This is a genomic window from Halobacillus sp., assembly GCF_049282395.1.
Lineage (GTDB): Bacteria > Bacillota > Bacilli > Bacillales > Halobacillaceae > Halobacillus.
Window position 1 is genome coordinate 1 of sequence record NZ_JBAPTY010000393.1, and the last position, 18,292, is coordinate 18,292.

Consider the following 18,292-nt stretch of genomic DNA (forward strand, 5'->3'; position numbering starts at 1 on the left):
CGCTTTCATTGACTAGTATGTCAGAATTACAGCTTCTCGTCATCCGTTTTCCACGAGTTTCACGATAAAATTATAGAAATGGACCCGTTAGTAAAATAAAGATGAGGGTTGGTTGGAAAATAACTCACTTTCCTGTGGCCCTACATGACGTAGGGTCGATCATCGTTGCCAAAGGACTTGGCGACTTTAGTCGATCCTCTTTTTTACCATTGGGCCTCCTCGCTCCTTCTCCCACGGTAAAACAGCCCCAATCCTTCTATGAAAGGATTGTCAGGTAAATAACAAAAAGACGATGCAGATAAATCTGTATCGTCTTTTAATGACTTGAAAATCTGCTGACGCTAAGCAATAATCCCAGCGAGGCAAGAGTAAGAGTGAGAGATGATCCGCCATAACTCACTAAAGGAAGTGTAATCCCGGTTACGGGAATCAAACCTGTTACTACACTAACATTAATCATTACCTGGATGGACACCATGCCCACAATTCCCAGGGCAAGAAGTGAACCGAAAAGATCAGGAGCATAGAGACTGGTCCTGATTCCTCTCCATAGGAGAATGAAAAATAAAATCAGGATAAAAGCTCCCCCTAAGAAACCAAGCTCTTCTGCAAGTACAGCAAAAATAAAATCTGTCTGAGGCTCAGGTAAGTAAAAGAATTTCTGCATGCTGTTTCCTAACCCAAGACCAAGCAATCCCCCTGGACCAATGGCATACAGAGACTGGATAATTTGAAAGCCGCTTCCAAGAGGGTCTTCCCATGGGTGAAGAAAGGCAGTAATACGCTTAATCCGGTAGGGAGCTGAAGCAATTAAAGCGATCATTCCAGCCATACCCGCCCCTGCCATCCACATAAAATGACTGATTCTGGCTCCAGCAGTAAACATCATCACCATACATGTCCCAACCATAACCACGCCTGTCCCTAAATCAGGCTGAAGCATAATTAAAGCAAACGGAACGAGAATTAAAGCTAGTCCAGGAAGGAATCCCTGCTGAAATGAGTTCATTTTCTTTTGACGCTCAGACAAAAAACGTGCCAGAAATAAAATTAAACCAAGCTTCATAAACTCTGAAGGCTGAATACTGAACATCCCTACACCAATCCAGCTCCTAGCTCCTCCACGTACCATGCCCACACCTGGAATTAATACAGCAATCAGAAATACAAGACACATGATCAAAATCCATTTGGAGTGTCTGTGCCAAACGTAGTAGGGAATTCTTGATAACGCCACCATGGCCGCCAGTCCTACGGAAGCAAAAAGCATTTGACGCTTCGCAAAGAACCACGGGTCATCAAACTTATACTCAGACCAGATGCTTGATGAACTGTAAACCATGACAATCCCCATAATCAATATCCCTAATATAGCGGCAACTAACCATAAATCCGGCTTTTTTTGTTTTTCCTCCATAAAAAAGCCCTACCTCCCATCAGAATGGAAAACAGGGCTCAAGCTTGTCGCATAAAGCCCTTATTTCAGCTTATGCACAGCTTCTGTAAACATGTTGCCTCTTTCTTCGAATGTACGATATTGATCCCAGCTCGCACAGGCCGGAGATAATAATACGACGTCATTTTGATTGGATAGACGATAAGCTTCTGTTACAGCTTTATCCATAGTTTCTACTTTAATGATATCTTTGATACCGACAGACGTGCCGGTCTCTTTTAAAAGGTCAGCCGTTTCCCCAAATACGATCATTGCTTTTACGTTAGAAAGATACGGGGCAAGCCCTTCAAAGCTATTCCCCCGGTCCAGCCCCCCTGCCAGCAGAATAATCGGCTGCTGGAACGATCGCAATGCATAGGAAGTGGCTAATATATTGGTCGCTTTGGAGTCATTGTAAAAGAACCTGCCGTTTTTCTCCTGCACGTATTCCAATCGGTGCTTCACGCCGGCAAAGGTCGTCAGCACCTGGTGAATGGCTTCATTGGAAATCCCGATTGTTTTCACCACAGCTAGAGCGGCCAGGATATTTTGCAGATTCTGCTCCCCTACCAGTACGATTTCCGATTTCTTCATAATAGCTTCCTCATTAAAATAGATCCATTCTTTATCTGCCCATGCCCCACTACCCTGCTGATTAAGAGTAAAAGGGACCTGTTTCGACTTGGCACCCGGAAGGTAGCTCATGATCTTCTCATCATCGGCATTGTAGACAAAAGTATCTTCTGAGGTCTGGTTTTCTATAATTTTTGCTTTTGCATTATGATAAGCCTCAAGCGTGCCATGATAATCTAAATGAGCTTCGTAGAGGTTTAATAACACCGCAACGTCCGGTTTGAACGTTTTTGTACCCAACAACTGAAAGGAGGACATTTCAACAACCATGGCCTCTTCATCGCTGGTCGAACGAGCTACTTCACAAGCGACTTTTCCAATGTTCCCTGCTACGGAAACAGGCTGATCATCAGCCTTAATGATCTCGTGGATTAATGTTGTGGTCGTGGTTTTTCCATTGGAACCCGTAATCGCAATCAGCGGACCGTCATGAAGTCTTCCCGCAAGCTCTACCTCCGTAACGACCGGGACTTCCCGTTTTACAGCTTCATCAATTAAGGGGTTCTCATAAGGAATGCCTGGGTTTTTAACGATCAGTTCTATTCCTTCAAGCGCTTCAAGCGGGTGGCCTCCTGTAATAACTTCTGCCCCTTTTTCAATTAAACTCTGAACACCTTCACTCTCTTTATCTGCCTTCAGGTCGTTGATTCTCACTTTGATTTCTGAATCAAGCAGGAGATGGGAAGCCGCCGTGCCACTTTTAGCTAAGCCTACAACTAACACATGTTTATAAGGAAAATTCGTTAACGTCTTCATCCAAACATCACCTCAATATAAATCCCAAGCACGGCGAACACAAGACCTACTGTCCAAAACGTTGTGACGACACGCCACTCGGACCAGCCTTTCAGTTCATAATGGTGGTGCAGCGGGCTCATCTTAAAGACTCTTTTGCCTGTTGTTTTAAATGAAATAACCTGAATAATGACAGAGAGTGTTTCGAGTACAAACACCCCGCCGATGATCACAAGGATGAGTTCCATTTTTGTTAAAATAGCTGAGATTGCAATTGCTCCACCAAGAGCGAGCGATCCGGTGTCGCCCATAAACACCTTGGCGGGGTGTGCATTAAATACGAGAAAACCTAATAATGCTCCTACAACAGCAAGTGTGAAAATAGTTACTTCCACATTAGACTGGTCTGTCCAAGCCAAAATAGCAAAGGCTCCGAAAGCGATAGCTGCTGTTCCTGCAAGTAGTCCATCCAAACCGTCTGTTAAGTTAACCGCATTGGATCCCCCTACAAGCATGAATAAAATGAGAAGTCCATATCCCCAGCCCAGTTCCAATTCAAAAGAAGTGCCAGGTAGTGTAATAAAAGTCGGAAAACCTGTGCGTTCTAAGATAATGTAAACAACGAGTGCGATAATAATTTGGCCAGCCATTTTCTGTTTAGAAGTTAAACCGAGATTTCGCTTTAATGCTACTTTTATATAATCATCTAAAAACCCGAGCAGCCCATACCCGAGCAATACAAATAAAACGAGAAATAGGTGTACGCTTGAAGAACCTGGTGTAAACCAGTAAGAAGCGCAGAGGGTAGTGACAAGTACCGAAATGATAATCATCACACCGCCCATTGTAGGGGTTCCTGATTTTTTCTGGTGAGATTCCGGACCTTCTTCTCTAATAGCCTGACCGAACTTCAAACGTCTCAAATAAGGAATGATGATCGGCGATATCACAACTGTGAGAGCGAATGATAATGCCATGGTGATTAGTAATATGTAGTCGTTCATTTTCTAGTACCTCCTGTTACTTCGTTGTCAATCATCTCCTATGAATCATTTTACGAGATCGTTCAGTAATTCCTCCAGCTTCATCCCTCTCGAAGCCTTAATAAGAACTACGGTGTCGGCCGTTAATGCTGCACGTACATGATGACTTAAAGTTTCTTTATCTGTAAAATGTTTTGTTGCTATCTGCGGCTGCCGTTCTGCGACTGCCTTGGATATTTCTTCGGAATGATCTCCAATGGTATAGACTGCATCAATTTTATCGGTAATGGCTTCAGCTACACTGCGGTGTAAGACCCTGGACTGTGTCCCAAGTTCAAACATGTCCCCGAGAATCAGCATCTTGCGAGACTTCGTAGTTAGTTGAGCCATCACTTCTATCAGAGCCTTCATTGATGTCGGTGAGGCGTTATAGGCGTCATTAATAATCAGGGAATCATTTATTCCTATGTGTTTTTCATAGCGCATGCTCGACATTTGAAGATGATCAAAACCTTCTTGAATTTGATCGGCCGAAAGTCCTGCCTTCTTTGCAAGGGTAATAACATAAGCTGCATTTTTCACATTATGCTTTCCAGCGAGAGGGAGTTTATAAGATTCTTTTTCATTAATCGTGAACTCACTAGCATCATCTGAAGTGTTGACAATCTTTACATGCTCATTGCTTCCGCTTTCGAACCCGCAGGAAATTGATTTCTTATCTTGTTTGACGGCATGTAACAGCGGTTCATCCCCATCAATGATTAACGTACCACCCTCAGACATCCCATCCTTAATTTCCAGCTTAGCAGAAGCGATGCCCTGCCTCGATCCAAGGTTTTCAATATGGGATTCACCAATGTTGGTTATGATGGCATATTTTGGATGAGCAAGTTTTGATAAGACGGAGATTTCACCTGCCCGGTCCATCCCCATTTCCAGGACGAGAACTTCTGTATCCTTATTCATGGAGAGAATCGTCAAGGGAAGTCCGATATGATTATTAAAATTTCCAGCTGTTTTATGCGTCTTATACTTACGACTTAACACAGAAGCTGTCATATCCTTTGTGGTTGTCTTTCCATTAGAACCGGTTATTCCAATAACTAATGGACGAACTTTCTGCAAATAATACGCAGCTACTTCCTGAAGTCCTTTTGTTGTATCCTCAACAAAAAAGACAGGGAAATCGGTCGGTACGGCGGAAGAAAGCTCCCTATCCTTCTGCCAAAGTGCTGCGACCGCTCCTTGTTTAATCGCGTCCTTTATAAAATCATGGGCATCAAAATTCTCCCCCACTATAGGTATAAACAAACTCTGCTTAGCTTCCACTCTTGTGTCGGTTAGAATTTCTTTTAATGTGATTCTGTCTTGTGCCGCTCCTTTAAATTCAGGAAAGAGGGTAGTCAGCTCTTGCACTTCTAAAATCATGATGGACGCTCCTTCATTCTCTTTAATATCATTTTTGCTACTTCACTATCATCGAAATGGTGTCTCACACCATTCACTTCCTGATATGTTTCGTGTCCTTTTCCGGCAATAAGGACCATATCCCCTGCTTTTGCCACCCTAAGAGCGTATTCAATCGCCTGCTCCCGGTCTTCAATTAATTCAAATGGATCGCTTAAGTGACTAGTCATATCCTGAAAAATCTGCTTAGGATCCTCAGTGCGTGGGTTATCCGTAGTAAAAATAACATAATCTGCCCCTTGCATCGCGGCATCTGCCATGTACGGGCGCTTACTCCGGTCTCTGTCTCCCCCGCACCCCACCACTACATAGATGGACCCTTTGCAGAATTCTGAGATCGTCTTTAAAGCATTTTCCAAGGAATCCGGTGTATGAGCATAATCTATCACTACTCCATACTGCTGTCCTTGCCGAACCGGCTCAAAACGTCCCCTCACACCACGGGTTGTTTCGAAAGCATGCTTGATAACGGTAAGAGGAATACCCGATAAAATGGCTGCCCCAGCTGCGGCAAGCATATTATAAATACTGAAAAGTCCCATTAGAGGACTATTAATGGCAATTTCCCCCTTGGGTGTTTCCAGAATATAAGCGGCGCCAGTTTCTCTTAGTGTGATGTTCTTCGCCATTATATCTGCATTGGAGTGAATCCCATACGTAAGCAGGGATTGTGAAGTCGAGCGGATAAAACGTTTCGCCTGCTTGGAGTCTTTATTAATGACAGCAAATTTGCGCCGCCCTTTATTATACCCGTTACCTAATTGAGCAAACAATAGGGACTTAGCCCGAAGATAATCATCAAAGTTATCATGGTAATCTAAATGATCGCGAGTGAGATTGGTGTAGATAGCAATGTCAAAATCGCAGCCATAGACCCTGCCTTGATCAAGTGCATGAGAGGAGACCTCCATAATCGCCGTTGTAACCTTCACCTTGCGCATTTCTGCAAAATAACGCTGAAGTGAGAGACTGTCCGGAGTGGTATTCTTAACAGGATAGGTTTTTCCTGCGATGGACACCTGAATGGTGCCGATCATTCCTGTCCGTTGATTATAGTTCCGAAAGATTTCGTCTAATAGATACGTAATGGTGGTTTTCCCATTCGTACCTGTAACTCCGATCACCCTCAAGTGCTCCGATGGAAAACCATAAAAAATAGAAGCTGCCATCGCAAGAGCCCTTACCGTATCATTTACGATCACAACAGGCAGACTGGTTATGACTTCTCTTTCCGCCATGATAACAGCGGCACCTTTAGCTTCTGCTTCTTGCACATACTCATGTCCATCGGCTTCTACACCGTGAATGCAAATAAAAAGGTCGCCGGGACCCGTGGATCTTGAATCCATCGAAATCCCTTGAACCGTAATGTCTGACAGGGGTTGAGTTACTTTATAAAAAGGCATAAGCTTCAGTAACTTTTTCATTTTCATAACTGTCACCCTTACCCACATACAAGATTCATTATAGCAAATTGACGAACCTTCTGTATGCCCATTATTGTTTTTTTTGAATGGTTTATCGTTACGGTTTGTTCACCAAGTTGAAACATACTGCAACAGACTGTTTCTAATTCCCCATATAAACTCGGACCTTGGATCCGCTCGGCACCTTCACTCCAGCTTCAGGAGCCTGGGTAATCACTTTATTTCCTTTACCACTCGCCTCGATTTTTAAGTTGGTGAGAAGCTGATTGAGCTCTTTCTTCTCAAGTCCCGTAACATTCGGAACTTCAACCAATGGCTCATCAGGCCATGTGTATTCTTTTTCCAGACCATCTTTCCGCGGTTTCACCTCTAAAGCCCTCAGGCTGTCTTCCATGATATTCCCTACGATAGGAGCCGCCACCACGCCGCCAAACTGGACGGTATCCTTCGGGTTATCGATGGCGAGATAAACCACTAATTCAGGATCATCTGCAGGTGCAAAGCCAATGAAGGAAACGATATGGTTGTTTTCCATATACCTTCCGTCCGGGCCAACCTTTTGGGCAGTACCCGTCTTACCACCTACACGATACCCTTCGACGTAAGCTCCGCGACCTGTTCCTTTAGCCACAACGCTCTCCAGCGCCTTACGGATTTGTGCAGATGTTTCTTCCGATATTACGCGATCCTTTACTTTCGGCTCATTCTTTTCTACTGCTTCTCCTGTGACTGGATCAAGCCAGGCTTCCTGAATATAAGGTTCGTAATAATATCCTCCGTTCACAGCTGCCGCTACGGCCATCACCTGTTGAATAGGGGTAACAGAAACTCCTTGTCCAAAGGCTGTCGTTGCCTGTTCTACAGGACCAACATTTTCAGGCTTAAATAAAATCCCTTTGCCTTCCCCTTCCAAATCTATACCGGTCTTTTCACCGAAACCGAACCGATCAATATATTCAAAAAGTTTTTCTTTTCCTAAGCGCTGGCCCAATTGGACAAATCCTGGGTTACAAGAGTTTTGCACAACTTCCAAAAACGTCTGATCCCCGTGCCCTCCACGCTTCCAGCAGTGTAAAGTGGCTCCATCTACCTTCACAGCACCTGAATCGTGAAAATGCTCCTCGTGAAGGTCGACCAGATTTTCTTCAAGCGCCGCTGCGAGCGTAATAATCTTAAAAGTAGAACCCGGCTCGTACGTACTCCAAACCGGCAAGTTACGATTATAAACCATTGGTTCAACTTCCTGATAATTAGCTGGATTAAAATTCGGACGTGAGGCCATAGCTACTACTTTCCCAGTATCAGGATCCACTGCTAAAGCAACCGCTCCATCTGGATTGTATTTGCTTTGGGCAATATCCAGCTCTCTTTCAACAATGGCCTGGACTTTATAATCAATCGTAAGCTGAAGATCTTTTCCGTCCACCGGGGGTTTATAAATATCTGCCATGTCAGGCATTCGTTTCCCTTTTGCATCGGAGAAGAAAGAAAGGGCTCCCTTTTCACCTTTAAGCTCCTCATCATAGTAGGCCTCAAGACCAAGCAGCCCTTGATTATCGATGCCGCTGAAGCCGAGAACATGGGAAAGAAACGAACCATGAGGATAGTAGCGCTCCGAATCTTCTGCGATATAGACACCAGGCATCCCCAGGGATTGGATAGCTTCTGCTTTATCTTCAGAGATTTTCCGGCCTTCTGGGTGGATTTTTTCAATAGATATTTGTTTCGTGACGTGTGTGTACGCTTTCTCCACACTCATCTCAAGGATTTGAGCTAAATTTTTAGCCGTGGTTTCAGGGTCCTTTACCTGCCTTGGTACAACCATGACGGTCGGAGCGGACTGATTACCGACAAGCACTTCCCCATTTGTGTCCACAATGTTGCCTCTTTCTGGTTCAAACGTGATATCACGGCTCCATGACTCTTCTGCTTTGGCAATCAGAAAATCACTGAGTACAAATTGCACGTACCCGAGCCTTCCAATAATGACACAAAAAATAACCATTCCCACAAGAAAAACAGTGATCAATCGCTTCTTCACAATGACTTGCGATACTCTTCTCATCCACATAACTCCTTTTGAAAGTCGGTAGAGTCAGCTTGTATCACTATATGCATTGTAGAAGCGATTAGAACACTGTCTGGAATGGTCTTCCTATGATTCTGGCGGTGCTAGTTCCACCACCAGATAACCTTCTTCTTTAATTTCTGAACCTGGGGCTATGCTTTGCTTGGTTACGTACCCATTACCCATCGTTTCTATATTGAAGCCAAAATACTCGGCGAGACGGTGGACATCCCTCAAAGAATAGCCTGTCAGGTCAGGCATCGTTGGTTGATCGGTTATTACCATAACTCTCTGATTCTTTACTAGCTCTGCGCCTGGTTCAGGCAATATTTTCTCTACCTCACTGCCTTGTCCAATCACTTCCACCCGATTGAAGTTTTCTTTTAATCGGCTGGTAGCTTTCTCAACAGAAAGGTCGGTGACATCAGGGAGTTTTACTTGAGAGACTTTGGTTTGACTCTCCTCATCTGGTTTAATATCGAGATAATGCAGGCTGTTTTCCATGACCGTTTTCACAATGTGAGATACTGGATCTGAGCCATACTCCGTATTATCCAAATCAGGCTGCTGAACGGCCACATACATTAATAATTCAGGATCGTCTTTCGGGGCCATACCCATGAAGGAAAACGTGTAGTTCTCTCTTCCGGTCATATAGCCGCCTCCTGGTTTACTAATCTGTGCGGTGCCAGTTTTCCCTGCGAGGGAAAAATCATCAAGTTTGAATTTCCCACCAGTCCCATTTTCCGATGTGACTACCTGCCCCATTAAATCTCTCACCTGTGAAGCTGTTGATTTTGAAATAGGTTCGCCAATAACCTCAGGAGACCGTTCTTTGATAATTTCCCCGTCTTTACTTGAGGAAATTTTCGAAAGAATATAAGGTTTCATCATTTTGCCATCGTTTGCAATGGATGTAGCTGCTGTCATGAGCTGAATCGGTGCAACTGTTGAACCTTGACCAAACGCGGTGGTAATCTGCTCAATTGGCTTATCAAGAACGAATGAACCTGTTTTCTCTCCAGGTAAGTCAATTCCAGACTTCTGATTGAGATGAAAATCAGAAAGATATTTTTTAAAATTATCAGGTCCTAATTTCTCATAAGCAAGGATGGATGCAGCAACGTTTGAGGATCGCTGAAATCCTTCGTTAAAGGAAATCATTCCCCAGCCCTCTCCGTTGTTATGATCACCAATCGTACTTGAATTCTCCGTCACTTGATACCTGCCGGACTTATATAGCTCATCCCCATCATAAACTCCTTCTTCGATGGCTGAAGCCCAAGTGAACATTTTCATAGTGGAGCCCGGTTCGAAAGGATAGGCTATCAAATCATTGTACCAGTTCTCTACCTCGCCAAGATCATTGGGATTATAACTCGGACGGTTACTCATGGCTAAGATCTGACCTGTATCAGGATCCATAACACCGGCCATGATCTTCTCCGGACTATATTGTTCATCTACTTGAGACATGGCGTCTTCCAGAAAGGTCTGGATCTTCTGGTCAATCGTCAGGTAAACATTTTCTCCATCATCAGGCTCTTTCATCACCTGATTCGGATCCAGCAGTTTAGTTCCGTATTTATCACGTTCATAGCTTATTTTTCCTTCTTTTTCTTTCAAATACTTCTGCATCTGCTTTTCTATTCCTGTAATTCCTTTGATATCCCCATCTTGTGACCGGGCAAAACCTATGAGATGAGAGGCAAATACCCCGTTAGGATAGTAGCGCTTAGCTTCTTCCTGAAACGTGATACCATTCAAGTTTAAATCTTTAATCTCTTCCATTTCTTCTTGAGAGATTTCCCGCCCATTAGCGCCAAACTCTACTTGGAAGCGATCATTCTCCTGACCATTCTTAATGGTTTCAAGCATTTCACTTTCCTTAAGTTCAAGTAAAGGTGCAAGTTTTGAAGCCACTTTTTCAGGGTCAGTCACGTGTTTGGGTTTTTTAAGGTTTGCAGAATATTCCGGATCTATAATCGCCTGTAAGCGATACATAGGACGATCATAGGCCAGTACCATTCCGTTCTTATCATAGATTTTGCCTCGGTCGGCATCAATCTTGTAAGAGCTTGTTCTGATCTCTTCCGCCCACTCTTTCAGGTCCACACCTTCTACAGTCGCTGTAGTTTCAATATAAAGGAACCGGCCGACAATAATCAGAAATACAAAAGAAAACACAAGGATGAGCAGAGCTGCACCCCTATGTGTGTTTGGGCTTTTCATATATACATCACCAGTTTTAAGATTTTATTACTCGATCGTTGCTGCTTGTTTGACTTGCGCATTTTGGATGTCCAGTCCATTCTCTTTGGCGATCTTAAGAATTCGGTCCGGGTTGCTCAGTTCTTTCACTTGAAAAGCCAGGTTCTCATTTTGGGTTTCCTGTTTAGAAATTTCCTGTTCTAAGCTTCGAATATCACGATTCAGCTCATCCGTTGACGCCGAAAATTGCACAAGAAATACAGAGGCTGCGAGAAATAATGTTGTGGCTGCCGAATACAGCATTTTCTCCCCTGTACTGATCCATTGTTTTTTGCGAAGCTTTACTTTTTTAACCTGTTTCTGTCTCTCAGGCTGATGAAAAGGCTGCTCCTCTTTTCTTATTTTCTCTACACTCATGTTTGCTTCCACCCTTCTTCAAATTGAAACTCTGAATTCCAAGGTTTAATCTTCTCTACAACTCTCAACTTTGCTGAGCGCGAACGACGGTTTTCTTCCAATTCTTCACTTTCGGCAACAATCGGTTTACGTGTCACCATTTCAAATGGCGGCTGTTTATCTTCAGGGATAATGGGGATATTTTTGGGCAGAGGCGGATTAGAACTCCATTTTTTAAAAGCTTGCTTACATAAGCGGTCTTCTAAAGAGTGGAAGGTAATCACGGCAATCCGTCCATTCACAGCACACATTCTGGCAGCCTGGTGCAGACTATCCTGAAAAGCACCCAGTTCGTCATTTACGGCAATACGAATTGCCTGAAAAATTCTCTTCGCCGGATGCCCGCCCTTACGTCTGGCAGGTGCAGGAATTCCCTCTTTAATTAGTTCGACAAGTTCACCTGTTGTTTCAATCTTTTTCTCAGCTCGTGCTGCTTCAATTTTTCTGGCAATCTGTTTAGAAAATTTCTCTTCTCCATACTTAAAGAAAATTCTTACGAGACGCTCATACGGCCACTCATTCACGACTTCTTTGGCACTTAGTTCATTAGACTGATTCATCCGCATATCTAAAGGTGCATCTTGATGATAGCTGAATCCACGTTCCTCAACATCTAATTGAGGGCTCGATACACCAAGGTCGTATAAAATTCCATCGACCTCGTTATAACCTAATTCTTCCAATTCACTCTCTAATTCCCGGAAATTTGCATGCACAAAAATCACTCGATCCGAGTATTCATCCAACCGTTCACGAGCCGCTTCAAGGGCTGCTTCATCCTGATCGAATGAAATTAAACGGCCCTTCTCACTTAACATGGAGGCAATCACTTCTGAGTGTCCTCCACCGCCAAGCGTACAGTCGACATATGTACCATCAGGATGAATGTTTAAGTGCTTTATAGTTTCTTCTTTTAATACGCTGTAGTGTTCAAACATGTACTCACTCGTTTCTCATCTTCAAATATCAAAATTAAGCATATTCTCCGCAATTTCAGAGAATGATTCTTCCGATGCCTCAAAATACGTTTCCCATTGTTCATGGCTCCAGAACTCAATACGGTTGGATACGCCAATGACAACGCATTCTTTCTCAAGTGAAGCATACTTCCGAAGAGGAGGCGGGATGTTGATTCTTCCCTGCTTGTCTACCTCACATTCGACGGCACCTGAAAAGAAAAATCTGGTGAAAGCGCGGGCATCTTTTTTGGTGAGAGGGAGTTTCTTAAGCTTCTCTTCAAGCAGCTTCCACTCGTTCATAGGATAAGCAAATAAGCATTGATCTAAACCTCGAGTAAGGACAAACGTTTCCCCAAGATTTTCACGAAATTTGGACGGGACTATAATCCGCCCTTTCGTATCAATGTTATGCTGGAATTCACCCATGAACATGTTGGTTCCCCACCTTCTGTTTTCACCTTACCACATCGCCCCACTTTTCTCCACATACTTTTAATTTTTCTGCACCCACAAAAAAAATCCTGCCTGAAAAGGCAAGATTTTAAAGGGATTATTGATTTTTTTATGAGGTGGAGAAAGGTGGAGGGTTTTTACACATACACCACATAATGATCCTGATCAAACGTTAACAAATGCTGATTTAGTCGCTGGAAAACGTCCGTCCCCTGCTGATTCACCCATGGGAGGATACTCCATATCCGTTCTTGAAGTCCGCCTGCAGGGTGGAGAAGTAAATCCAACTCATTAAACTGAGTCACTTCTTTTTCGTATTTCTCTTCCAAAGTTTTAGCCATCCGCTTTTCTAAATAATCAACATGCTGGTAAATGTAATGAAGATTTTTATCTGCAAGACCTTCGAGATCCGGTCCCAGTTCCGCGGATTTTTCTCTAAGAGGTTTATGAATACGCTCAATTTCCTCTTTTACCTGCGCACTAAGCTGAGGAATAGGCGGGGCACTCTTGGACGCAATCCACCTCATTTTCTTTTCGCCGGTGCCAAACTGTACAGCTTCCTGAGGTTCTACGTGGAAGTGTTTCAAATCCTGCTCGGATTTACGGTCTACCATTGTAAAGGATAAACGAGGAAGTACCGGAGGCATTTGAAGACCGACGGCTTCAAAGCCTGGTTTAAGTACAGACCAGTAATTAATCTCGCCTGGCCCACCTATAAACGCGAGTACAGGGAATAAGAAATCCTGCATGAGCGGTCTAGACACTACATTATTGCTCAAACACTCAGGGTGATGTTCTGCTATTTCTAATAATTCCTGTTCTGATAACAGGACTTCATTCTGTTTGCCCCTGAAGCTACCCTCTTTCTCTCGAGTGAGAAGTACACGCTCTCCCTCATGATGGTAGAACAAATGAGCATCTTCTGCTTCACTTTCTAACACCGTCTCGTAGCCTTCCTGGGCATTTAACTGAATGGCAGAAAAAACACGATGAGCGATTTCGGCATTATGCTGAATCATTGAAGTAAAGTAAGCAGACTCAAGCTTACGTACTTCCGGACGATGAGCGTCCATCAACACTAGACCTTCATCTGGAAACAGGAGATAAACCAGTTTGGCAAAGAAATCACTATAGCTCTCCGACTGCTCCAATAAGCGCAAAGTCTGTTGATAAAAATCACCCGTATATTCGGTCTCATCTATCTCACTGAATATTTGCTTCAGCCATTCTTCTCCAGCTTTCTGGTCAATTTTAATATCTGAAACGGAAGCTTTTCGGTCCGGCTCCTGGGAGATCGCCATTTTTTTCATTTTTCCGTGACTATTTACCATAATGTGGTTAATCTCATCAAAATCATGATCCTCTCCTGCAACCCAGAAAACCGGGAGAACAGGCTTACCTAGTTCAGCTTCCTTCTTTTTAGCCAGCTGAAGGACAGAGATGATTTTATGAACCGTGTACAACGGACCTGTAAGCAGCCCCGCCTGTTGTCCCGCTATGACAACGGTTGCGTTTTCATCTTTTAGCCTTTCAATATTGTTCAAAGTACTTTCCGGTGCTCCCCACCGCTCGTTCATTTCTTTTAAAACTTCAGAAAGATTATTGCGCTGATAGGTTTGGCCTTGCAGAAACTGCAGTCGATTCTTCCAGGCTTCCGGATCTCCGGGCGCATATGAGAATTTATCTATTACGTTTTCGAAGTTATATTTATAATCATGAAACAGTTTCTGTTTCGGCTTTAATTGAATAGGATCGATACGCATTTATGAACTACTCCTTTGTCGGGCAAATATTCTTTGTAGTATGTATCCTCTTAGTATTGTACAAAAAAGATTCAGGGAGTTCATCTAATCTGTTTCTTACCCCAGTAATCGATCGACCAGACCATAAACAGTCAGCCCTAAATAGAAAAGGGTGAAAACTAAGAAGCTGACTCTCCAAAACCCTTTCAGCGCCCGTTTCAGCTGAACATCACGATCCTTTCGATACTGGGCAATAAGGGTAAGGCCCAACAGAATTAGTAGAAAAATCATAATAAAAGCAAAAAAATTCTGTTCAAATATAACGAGCAATAGGACGTGCACAGATAAGATAAAGATGGGGGCGGTGAAATTAGCGGTCTGATGAATAGCTTTCCACTTGTGACGCTTGAATTTCCTGGCAAACATATAGAATATCAACAGTACCGGGACTGGCAAGGTGAGGATCGCAGCCAATGAGAAAACCAGGAATTCCATCACTTCTCTGATTGTCTCCCCTCATTTCGAACTTCTATGGCGTGCACAGCATCCACTACAAATTGGTGGTTCGGCAAAGGATGAGCGCTTCGTTTTATTAAATACTCATTTATGGCTTCAATTTCAGTTTTTCTCCCGTCTTCTAAGTCCTTGAGCATAGAAGATTGATTTTCAGACGTTAGTTCTGCGATCGATAATACACGCTCCCATTCCTGATCCACGCTGCGCCCTAATACCATACAGGCTTCCTGGCACAAACGCCAGGCAAGGGATCTAAGATAATTATTTGTGCAGACAGCTCCATTTTTAACTTGAAATATCCCTGTTAAAGGATTGATTACAGCGTTAATCAGCAATTTCGAAGCAAGCATATCCTCATAATCTTCTCTAAAAAAAATCGGGAACTCTTCGGTATGCAACGCTTTGATCATCTGTTGAAGACCAGCTTCCTGCAAAGGCAGGGCGGCCAGATTCATTTTTCCTTTTCCCGTATGCTTTACATGCGTGTCATCTACTCTCAATGCGCCGTGTTCAACCACCCCAAGCCAGCACGAATTTCGGAGTTCTTTTATTCGCTCCAGGTGCCCCATCCCATTTTGTAAAAAAAGGTAAGGAACATCTGAAGGCAAGTTCATGTCTAATAACGGATTAATATCTTTTTGCTTAACGGCAATGATTAACAGATTATGATTCTTTACACCCTCTTCAATGGTATGTGCCGTCACCCGAGTAGATTCCCCCAAACCATCACAATGTACGCCTTCTCTTTCTATATGATTTCTCTGCATGTCTCTTCTTACATACAAATGAACTTCGTGGTTCCTGCCCAAATAGGCAGCCGTTAGCAGCCCTATGGAACCTCCCCCAATGATTCCTATATCCATCGGTCTTCCCTCACTTCGTTCACTATTTTTTCTTATTGTAGCAGACTCTTATGTACAATAGCAGTCGATAATTGTCAGTCCACTAATTGTTCATTTCATTCTGAAAATTTTTATATTATAATAAAAGAAGATACAGATAAATAGAAAGGGGAATCTTCATGATGACTTCCACGAAAGTAAAACCTTTACTGGTCAATTATAAAACATTAGAAGAGTTCAAACGTTTCAAAGAATATGGCAACCAGGAGCTTGCTATGCTTGAAGATCTTGAGAGCAATATTGTAGAGAATGACAGCGAATCGCCTTTTTTCGGTGTCTATTATGGAAGCGCTTTAGTCGCTCGCATGAGCTTATACCGTGTTCGCGCCAAATACGATAAGTATTTCGTTCCTCCTCAGGATTATCTCGAGCTATGGAAACTTGAAGTACTTCCTGATTACCGGGACATGGGCTTCGGAAAAGACCTGGTTGAATTTGCGAAAAGCTTCGAACTCCCTATAAAAACGAATCCTCGCATTAATTCCCATGGTTTCTGGGAAAGAATGGGCTTTCAAAAGGCTAATTATGATGTGGAGCGTGACTTAGGCGAAAATCCACTCATCTGGATGCCTACAGGCGTCGAGGAAAGGGATATAAACGCTTAATAATATATAAACACAAACAAGGCCGCTACATGACGTGTAGGGGCCTTTTCCTTATCCGGATTTTGCAGCGGGAAAACCCGCCAGTCGGATTTATCATTTAATGAGAATACAATAAAATAGCTTTGTTCGTTTACATAGGAGTCTTCTGATGTTGTTTGACCCAATGAACGAGTTTATCCATTTCATTCCAAGCCGCTTCCCACTGTTTCAGCTGGTGTCTGAGCTTCTGATTGTCTTCACTCAGCTGTTTTAACTCATATTCAAGTTTCTGTTTCCCTTTTTCGTCATACTGTTTTACTTTCATTTCTTTTAAGAAGGATATTGCAGCATCAATCGATAGTGGTGAATCTTCAGCTGAAGGTATACTTGTAAAAATCGTTCGCTTTTCTTTGCGGTTTTGTTTCGCTTCTTGAATTTCTTCGTAGTAATCTTTTCGTACGGTCGCATTCCATCTAAACCCACAGGCTGCGGGCGTTCTATTCAAATGTTCAGCGACTTCCTGAAAGGCTTCAAGCTGTGTTTTTCCTTCCCGGATGTACTTAAGAACCGTGTTAGCCAGAAGTACATCTTCTTCTTCCTTCCAGGCGTCTTGTCTAGGGGCATCCATACCATCCCTCCTCTATTGTTTGTTTATAGTTATGCAGAAAGGATGGTTGATAGAATAGTATTCATAACTTTTTTCTTGTGCTCATAAACTTTTCCACCGCTAGTTTGTGTTCCTCGGTTTCCCATAGGTTCGAACAGAGCCGCACCTCTTCTTCCATACGCTCATAAAGATCCTCTGGAAAGCTTTCTTTGAGAAGCTGTTTTTTAAATACACGCATTTGAGCCGCCGTTTTATTTAAAAAAGGGTGAATATCTTTTAAACCTTTTATATCTTCCAAAGAAGATATTTTATGCAGCCAGCCTATATGTAGTGTTCTCTCTGCTTCATACATTTCCGCATCCATGAGCCAGTGAGCTGCGTTTCCTGGAGTTATACGCTGGTATAGAAGGGTTCCTCCGCCCCATCCAGGAGTTATCCCGAGGTTTCCCTGAACGAAGCCGTACTTAGCTTCTTTACGTCCATAACGAAAATCACAGGCCGTAGCAATTTCACAGCCTCCTCCTCTAGCCTGACCATTCAATAGAGCGATCACGGGTATAGGCATTGTAGCGAGCTGATGGAGTACCTCCATCATGGGACGTAGCAGATTATAAGCTTCATCTGCTGACATACCACCGTGAAATTCGTGTAAATCGCCTCCTGTGCAAAAAGCACGCTCCCCTCCCCCAGTAATGACCAGAAATTTCAGCGTATGATCCGCACTTACCTGATCCAACGCTTCCTTCAACTCTCTAGTCATCTGTCGAGTAACCGCATTCATTTTTGCAGATCTTTGAAGCGTGAGTACTGCATAGTTTTCCTCTTTAATGTCCAGCCGGACCTGTTCCATCTCCATCACCTCTATTCATTAATTTAACACAAAGTTTCGTCAAATCCCCCTAATGATTTTACAGTAAAGCTCCCGTTTGTTGAAGACTCAGTTTCGAGATAGTTGGGGTCCGTTACTCTATTCGGAAGAGGGCTGGCGGGGAAATAACTCGTCTTGTTCCATCACCCAGACACTCGAGACATAAGCCGCTCATCAACGGATTGAAAAACCGCCATCCTTTTGATGGTCGGCTTATGCTGGTCGTGTCTTTCGGGGTGATTCCAC

16 protein-coding genes are annotated in these 18,292 nt (G+C 43.3%); 1 reads left to right on the forward strand and 15 read right to left on the reverse strand.

What is annotated here, in order from left to right; genetic code table 11:
* Nucleotides 1-316 precede the first annotated feature (316 nt).
* The 13 genes from spoVE to WAM07_RS16580 form a co-directional block, all read right to left on the reverse strand.
* Complete coding sequence (gene spoVE / locus WAM07_RS16520) at nt 317-1,417, reverse strand: stage V sporulation protein E (RefSeq protein WP_422168508.1); 1,101 nt, start codon at nt 1,415-1,417, stop codon at nt 317-319.
* Between the two features lie 60 nt (nt 1,418-1,477).
* Nucleotides 1,478-2,824, reverse strand: a complete 1,347-nt coding sequence (gene murD / locus WAM07_RS16525; RefSeq protein ID WP_422168509.1) for a UDP-N-acetylmuramoyl-L-alanine--D-glutamate ligase — start codon at nt 2,822-2,824, stop codon at nt 1,478-1,480.
* Nucleotides 2,821-3,807, reverse strand: coding sequence for a phospho-N-acetylmuramoyl-pentapeptide-transferase (gene mraY, locus WAM07_RS16530; RefSeq protein ID WP_422168510.1), 987 nt, complete (start codon nt 3,805-3,807; stop codon nt 2,821-2,823). Before mraY ends, murD begins: the two co-directional genes overlap by 4 nt.
* 45 nt (nt 3,808-3,852) lie before the next feature.
* Nucleotides 3,853-5,214 carry a UDP-N-acetylmuramoyl-tripeptide--D-alanyl-D-alanine ligase gene (locus WAM07_RS16535; protein ID WP_422168511.1) on the reverse strand — a complete coding sequence of 454 codons (1,362 nt, stop codon included), beginning with the start codon at nt 5,212-5,214 and terminating at the stop codon, nt 3,853-3,855.
* On the reverse strand, nt 5,211-6,686 hold the full coding sequence (locus WAM07_RS16540; protein WP_422168512.1) for a UDP-N-acetylmuramoyl-L-alanyl-D-glutamate--2,6-diaminopimelate ligase: 1,476 nt from the start codon (nt 6,684-6,686) through the stop codon (nt 5,211-5,213). The genes WAM07_RS16535 and WAM07_RS16540 overlap by 4 nt, the downstream gene beginning before the upstream one ends.
* A gap of 136 nt (nt 6,687-6,822) precedes the next feature.
* The gene (locus WAM07_RS16545) at nt 6,823-8,745 is read right to left on the reverse strand and encodes a stage V sporulation protein D (RefSeq protein ID WP_422168513.1); all 1,923 of its coding nucleotides are present in this window, start codon (nt 8,743-8,745) and stop codon (nt 6,823-6,825) included.
* A 90-nt stretch (nt 8,746-8,835) separates the two neighbouring features.
* A complete protein-coding gene (locus WAM07_RS16550) occupies nt 8,836-10,980 on the reverse strand; it encodes a penicillin-binding protein (RefSeq protein WP_422168514.1) in 2,145 nt (714 codons plus the stop codon).
* 27 nt (nt 10,981-11,007) lie between these two features.
* The gene (gene ftsL / locus WAM07_RS16555) at nt 11,008-11,376 is read right to left on the reverse strand and encodes a cell division protein FtsL (protein WP_422168515.1); all 369 of its coding nucleotides are present in this window, start codon (nt 11,374-11,376) and stop codon (nt 11,008-11,010) included.
* Entirely contained in the window at nt 11,373-12,353 is a 981-nt protein-coding gene (rsmH, locus tag WAM07_RS16560; protein WP_422168516.1) for a 16S rRNA (cytosine(1402)-N(4))-methyltransferase RsmH, read from the reverse strand. The genes ftsL and rsmH overlap by 4 nt, the downstream gene beginning before the upstream one ends.
* Nucleotides 12,354-12,374: 21 nt before the next feature.
* Nucleotides 12,375-12,806: a division/cell wall cluster transcriptional repressor MraZ gene (mraZ, locus tag WAM07_RS16565; RefSeq protein WP_422168517.1), complete on the reverse strand. Its 432-nt coding sequence runs from the start codon at nt 12,804-12,806 to the stop codon at nt 12,375-12,377.
* 158 nt (nt 12,807-12,964) lie between these two features.
* Nucleotides 12,965-14,590 carry a bacillithiol biosynthesis cysteine-adding enzyme BshC gene (gene bshC / locus WAM07_RS16570; protein WP_422168518.1) on the reverse strand — a complete coding sequence of 542 codons (1,626 nt, stop codon included), beginning with the start codon at nt 14,588-14,590 and terminating at the stop codon, nt 12,965-12,967.
* A 96-nt stretch (nt 14,591-14,686) separates the two neighbouring features.
* The gene (locus tag WAM07_RS16575) at nt 14,687-15,064 is read right to left on the reverse strand and encodes a DUF3397 domain-containing protein (RefSeq protein WP_422168523.1); all 378 of its coding nucleotides are present in this window, start codon (nt 15,062-15,064) and stop codon (nt 14,687-14,689) included.
* Entirely contained in the window at nt 15,064-15,948 is an 885-nt protein-coding gene (locus WAM07_RS16580; RefSeq protein ID WP_422168519.1) for a 2-dehydropantoate 2-reductase, read from the reverse strand. The genes WAM07_RS16575 and WAM07_RS16580 overlap by 1 nt, the downstream gene beginning before the upstream one ends.
* Nucleotides 15,949-16,106: 158 nt before the next feature.
* Here WAM07_RS16580 and WAM07_RS16585 point away from each other — a divergent pair, with 158 nt between their 5' ends.
* Nucleotides 16,107-16,592 carry an N-acetyltransferase gene (locus WAM07_RS16585; RefSeq protein ID WP_422168520.1) on the forward strand — a complete coding sequence of 162 codons (486 nt, stop codon included), beginning with the start codon at nt 16,107-16,109 and terminating at the stop codon, nt 16,590-16,592.
* Between the two features lie 130 nt (nt 16,593-16,722).
* On the opposite strand, the gene WAM07_RS16590 is transcribed toward WAM07_RS16585, so the two are convergent.
* On the reverse strand, nt 16,723-17,199 hold the full coding sequence (locus tag WAM07_RS16590) for an RsfA family transcriptional regulator (protein WP_422168521.1): 477 nt from the start codon (nt 17,197-17,199) through the stop codon (nt 16,723-16,725).
* Between the two features lie 61 nt (nt 17,200-17,260).
* Entirely contained in the window at nt 17,261-18,028 is a 768-nt protein-coding gene (locus WAM07_RS16595; RefSeq protein WP_422168522.1) for an enoyl-CoA hydratase/isomerase family protein, read from the reverse strand.
* Nucleotides 18,029-18,292 lie beyond the last annotated feature (264 nt).

What these genes read in the sequence shown, in the direction of transcription:
- WAM07_RS16545 (WP_422168513.1), bottom strand. Translation starts at nt 8,745, where the DNA reads ATGAGAAGAGTATCGCAAGTCATTGTGAAGAAGCGATTGATCACTGTT.
- WAM07_RS16590 (WP_422168521.1), bottom strand. Translation starts at nt 17,199, where the DNA reads ATGGATGCCCCTAGACAAGACGCCTGGAAGGAAGAAGAAGATGTACTT.
- rsmH (WP_422168516.1), bottom strand. Translation starts at nt 12,353, where the DNA reads ATGTTTGAACACTACAGCGTATTAAAAGAAGAAACTATAAAGCACTTA.
- WAM07_RS16580 (WP_422168519.1), bottom strand. Translation starts at nt 15,948, where the DNA reads ATGGATATAGGAATCATTGGGGGAGGTTCCATAGGGCTGCTAACGGCT.
- WAM07_RS16575 (WP_422168523.1), bottom strand. Translation starts at nt 15,064, where the DNA reads ATGGAATTCCTGGTTTTCTCATTGGCTGCGATCCTCACCTTGCCAGTC.
- mraZ (WP_422168517.1), bottom strand. Translation starts at nt 12,806, where the DNA reads ATGTTCATGGGTGAATTCCAGCATAACATTGATACGAAAGGGCGGATT.
- WAM07_RS16585 (WP_422168520.1), top strand. Translation starts at nt 16,107, where the DNA reads ATGATGACTTCCACGAAAGTAAAACCTTTACTGGTCAATTATAAAACA.
- WAM07_RS16595 (WP_422168522.1), bottom strand. Translation starts at nt 18,028, where the DNA reads ATGGAACAGGTCCGGCTGGACATTAAAGAGGAAAACTATGCAGTACTC.
- murD (WP_422168509.1), bottom strand. Translation starts at nt 2,824, where the DNA reads ATGAAGACGTTAACGAATTTTCCTTATAAACATGTGTTAGTTGTAGGC.
- mraY (WP_422168510.1), bottom strand. Translation starts at nt 3,807, where the DNA reads ATGAACGACTACATATTACTAATCACCATGGCATTATCATTCGCTCTC.
- WAM07_RS16540 (WP_422168512.1), bottom strand. Translation starts at nt 6,686, where the DNA reads ATGAAAATGAAAAAGTTACTGAAGCTTATGCCTTTTTATAAAGTAACT.
- WAM07_RS16550 (WP_422168514.1), bottom strand. Translation starts at nt 10,980, where the DNA reads ATGAAAAGCCCAAACACACATAGGGGTGCAGCTCTGCTCATCCTTGTG.
- spoVE (WP_422168508.1), bottom strand. Translation starts at nt 1,417, where the DNA reads ATGGAGGAAAAACAAAAAAAGCCGGATTTATGGTTAGTTGCCGCTATA.
- bshC (WP_422168518.1), bottom strand. Translation starts at nt 14,590, where the DNA reads ATGCGTATCGATCCTATTCAATTAAAGCCGAAACAGAAACTGTTTCAT.
- ftsL (WP_422168515.1), bottom strand. Translation starts at nt 11,376, where the DNA reads ATGAGTGTAGAGAAAATAAGAAAAGAGGAGCAGCCTTTTCATCAGCCT.
- WAM07_RS16535 (WP_422168511.1), bottom strand. Translation starts at nt 5,214, where the DNA reads ATGATTTTAGAAGTGCAAGAGCTGACTACCCTCTTTCCTGAATTTAAA.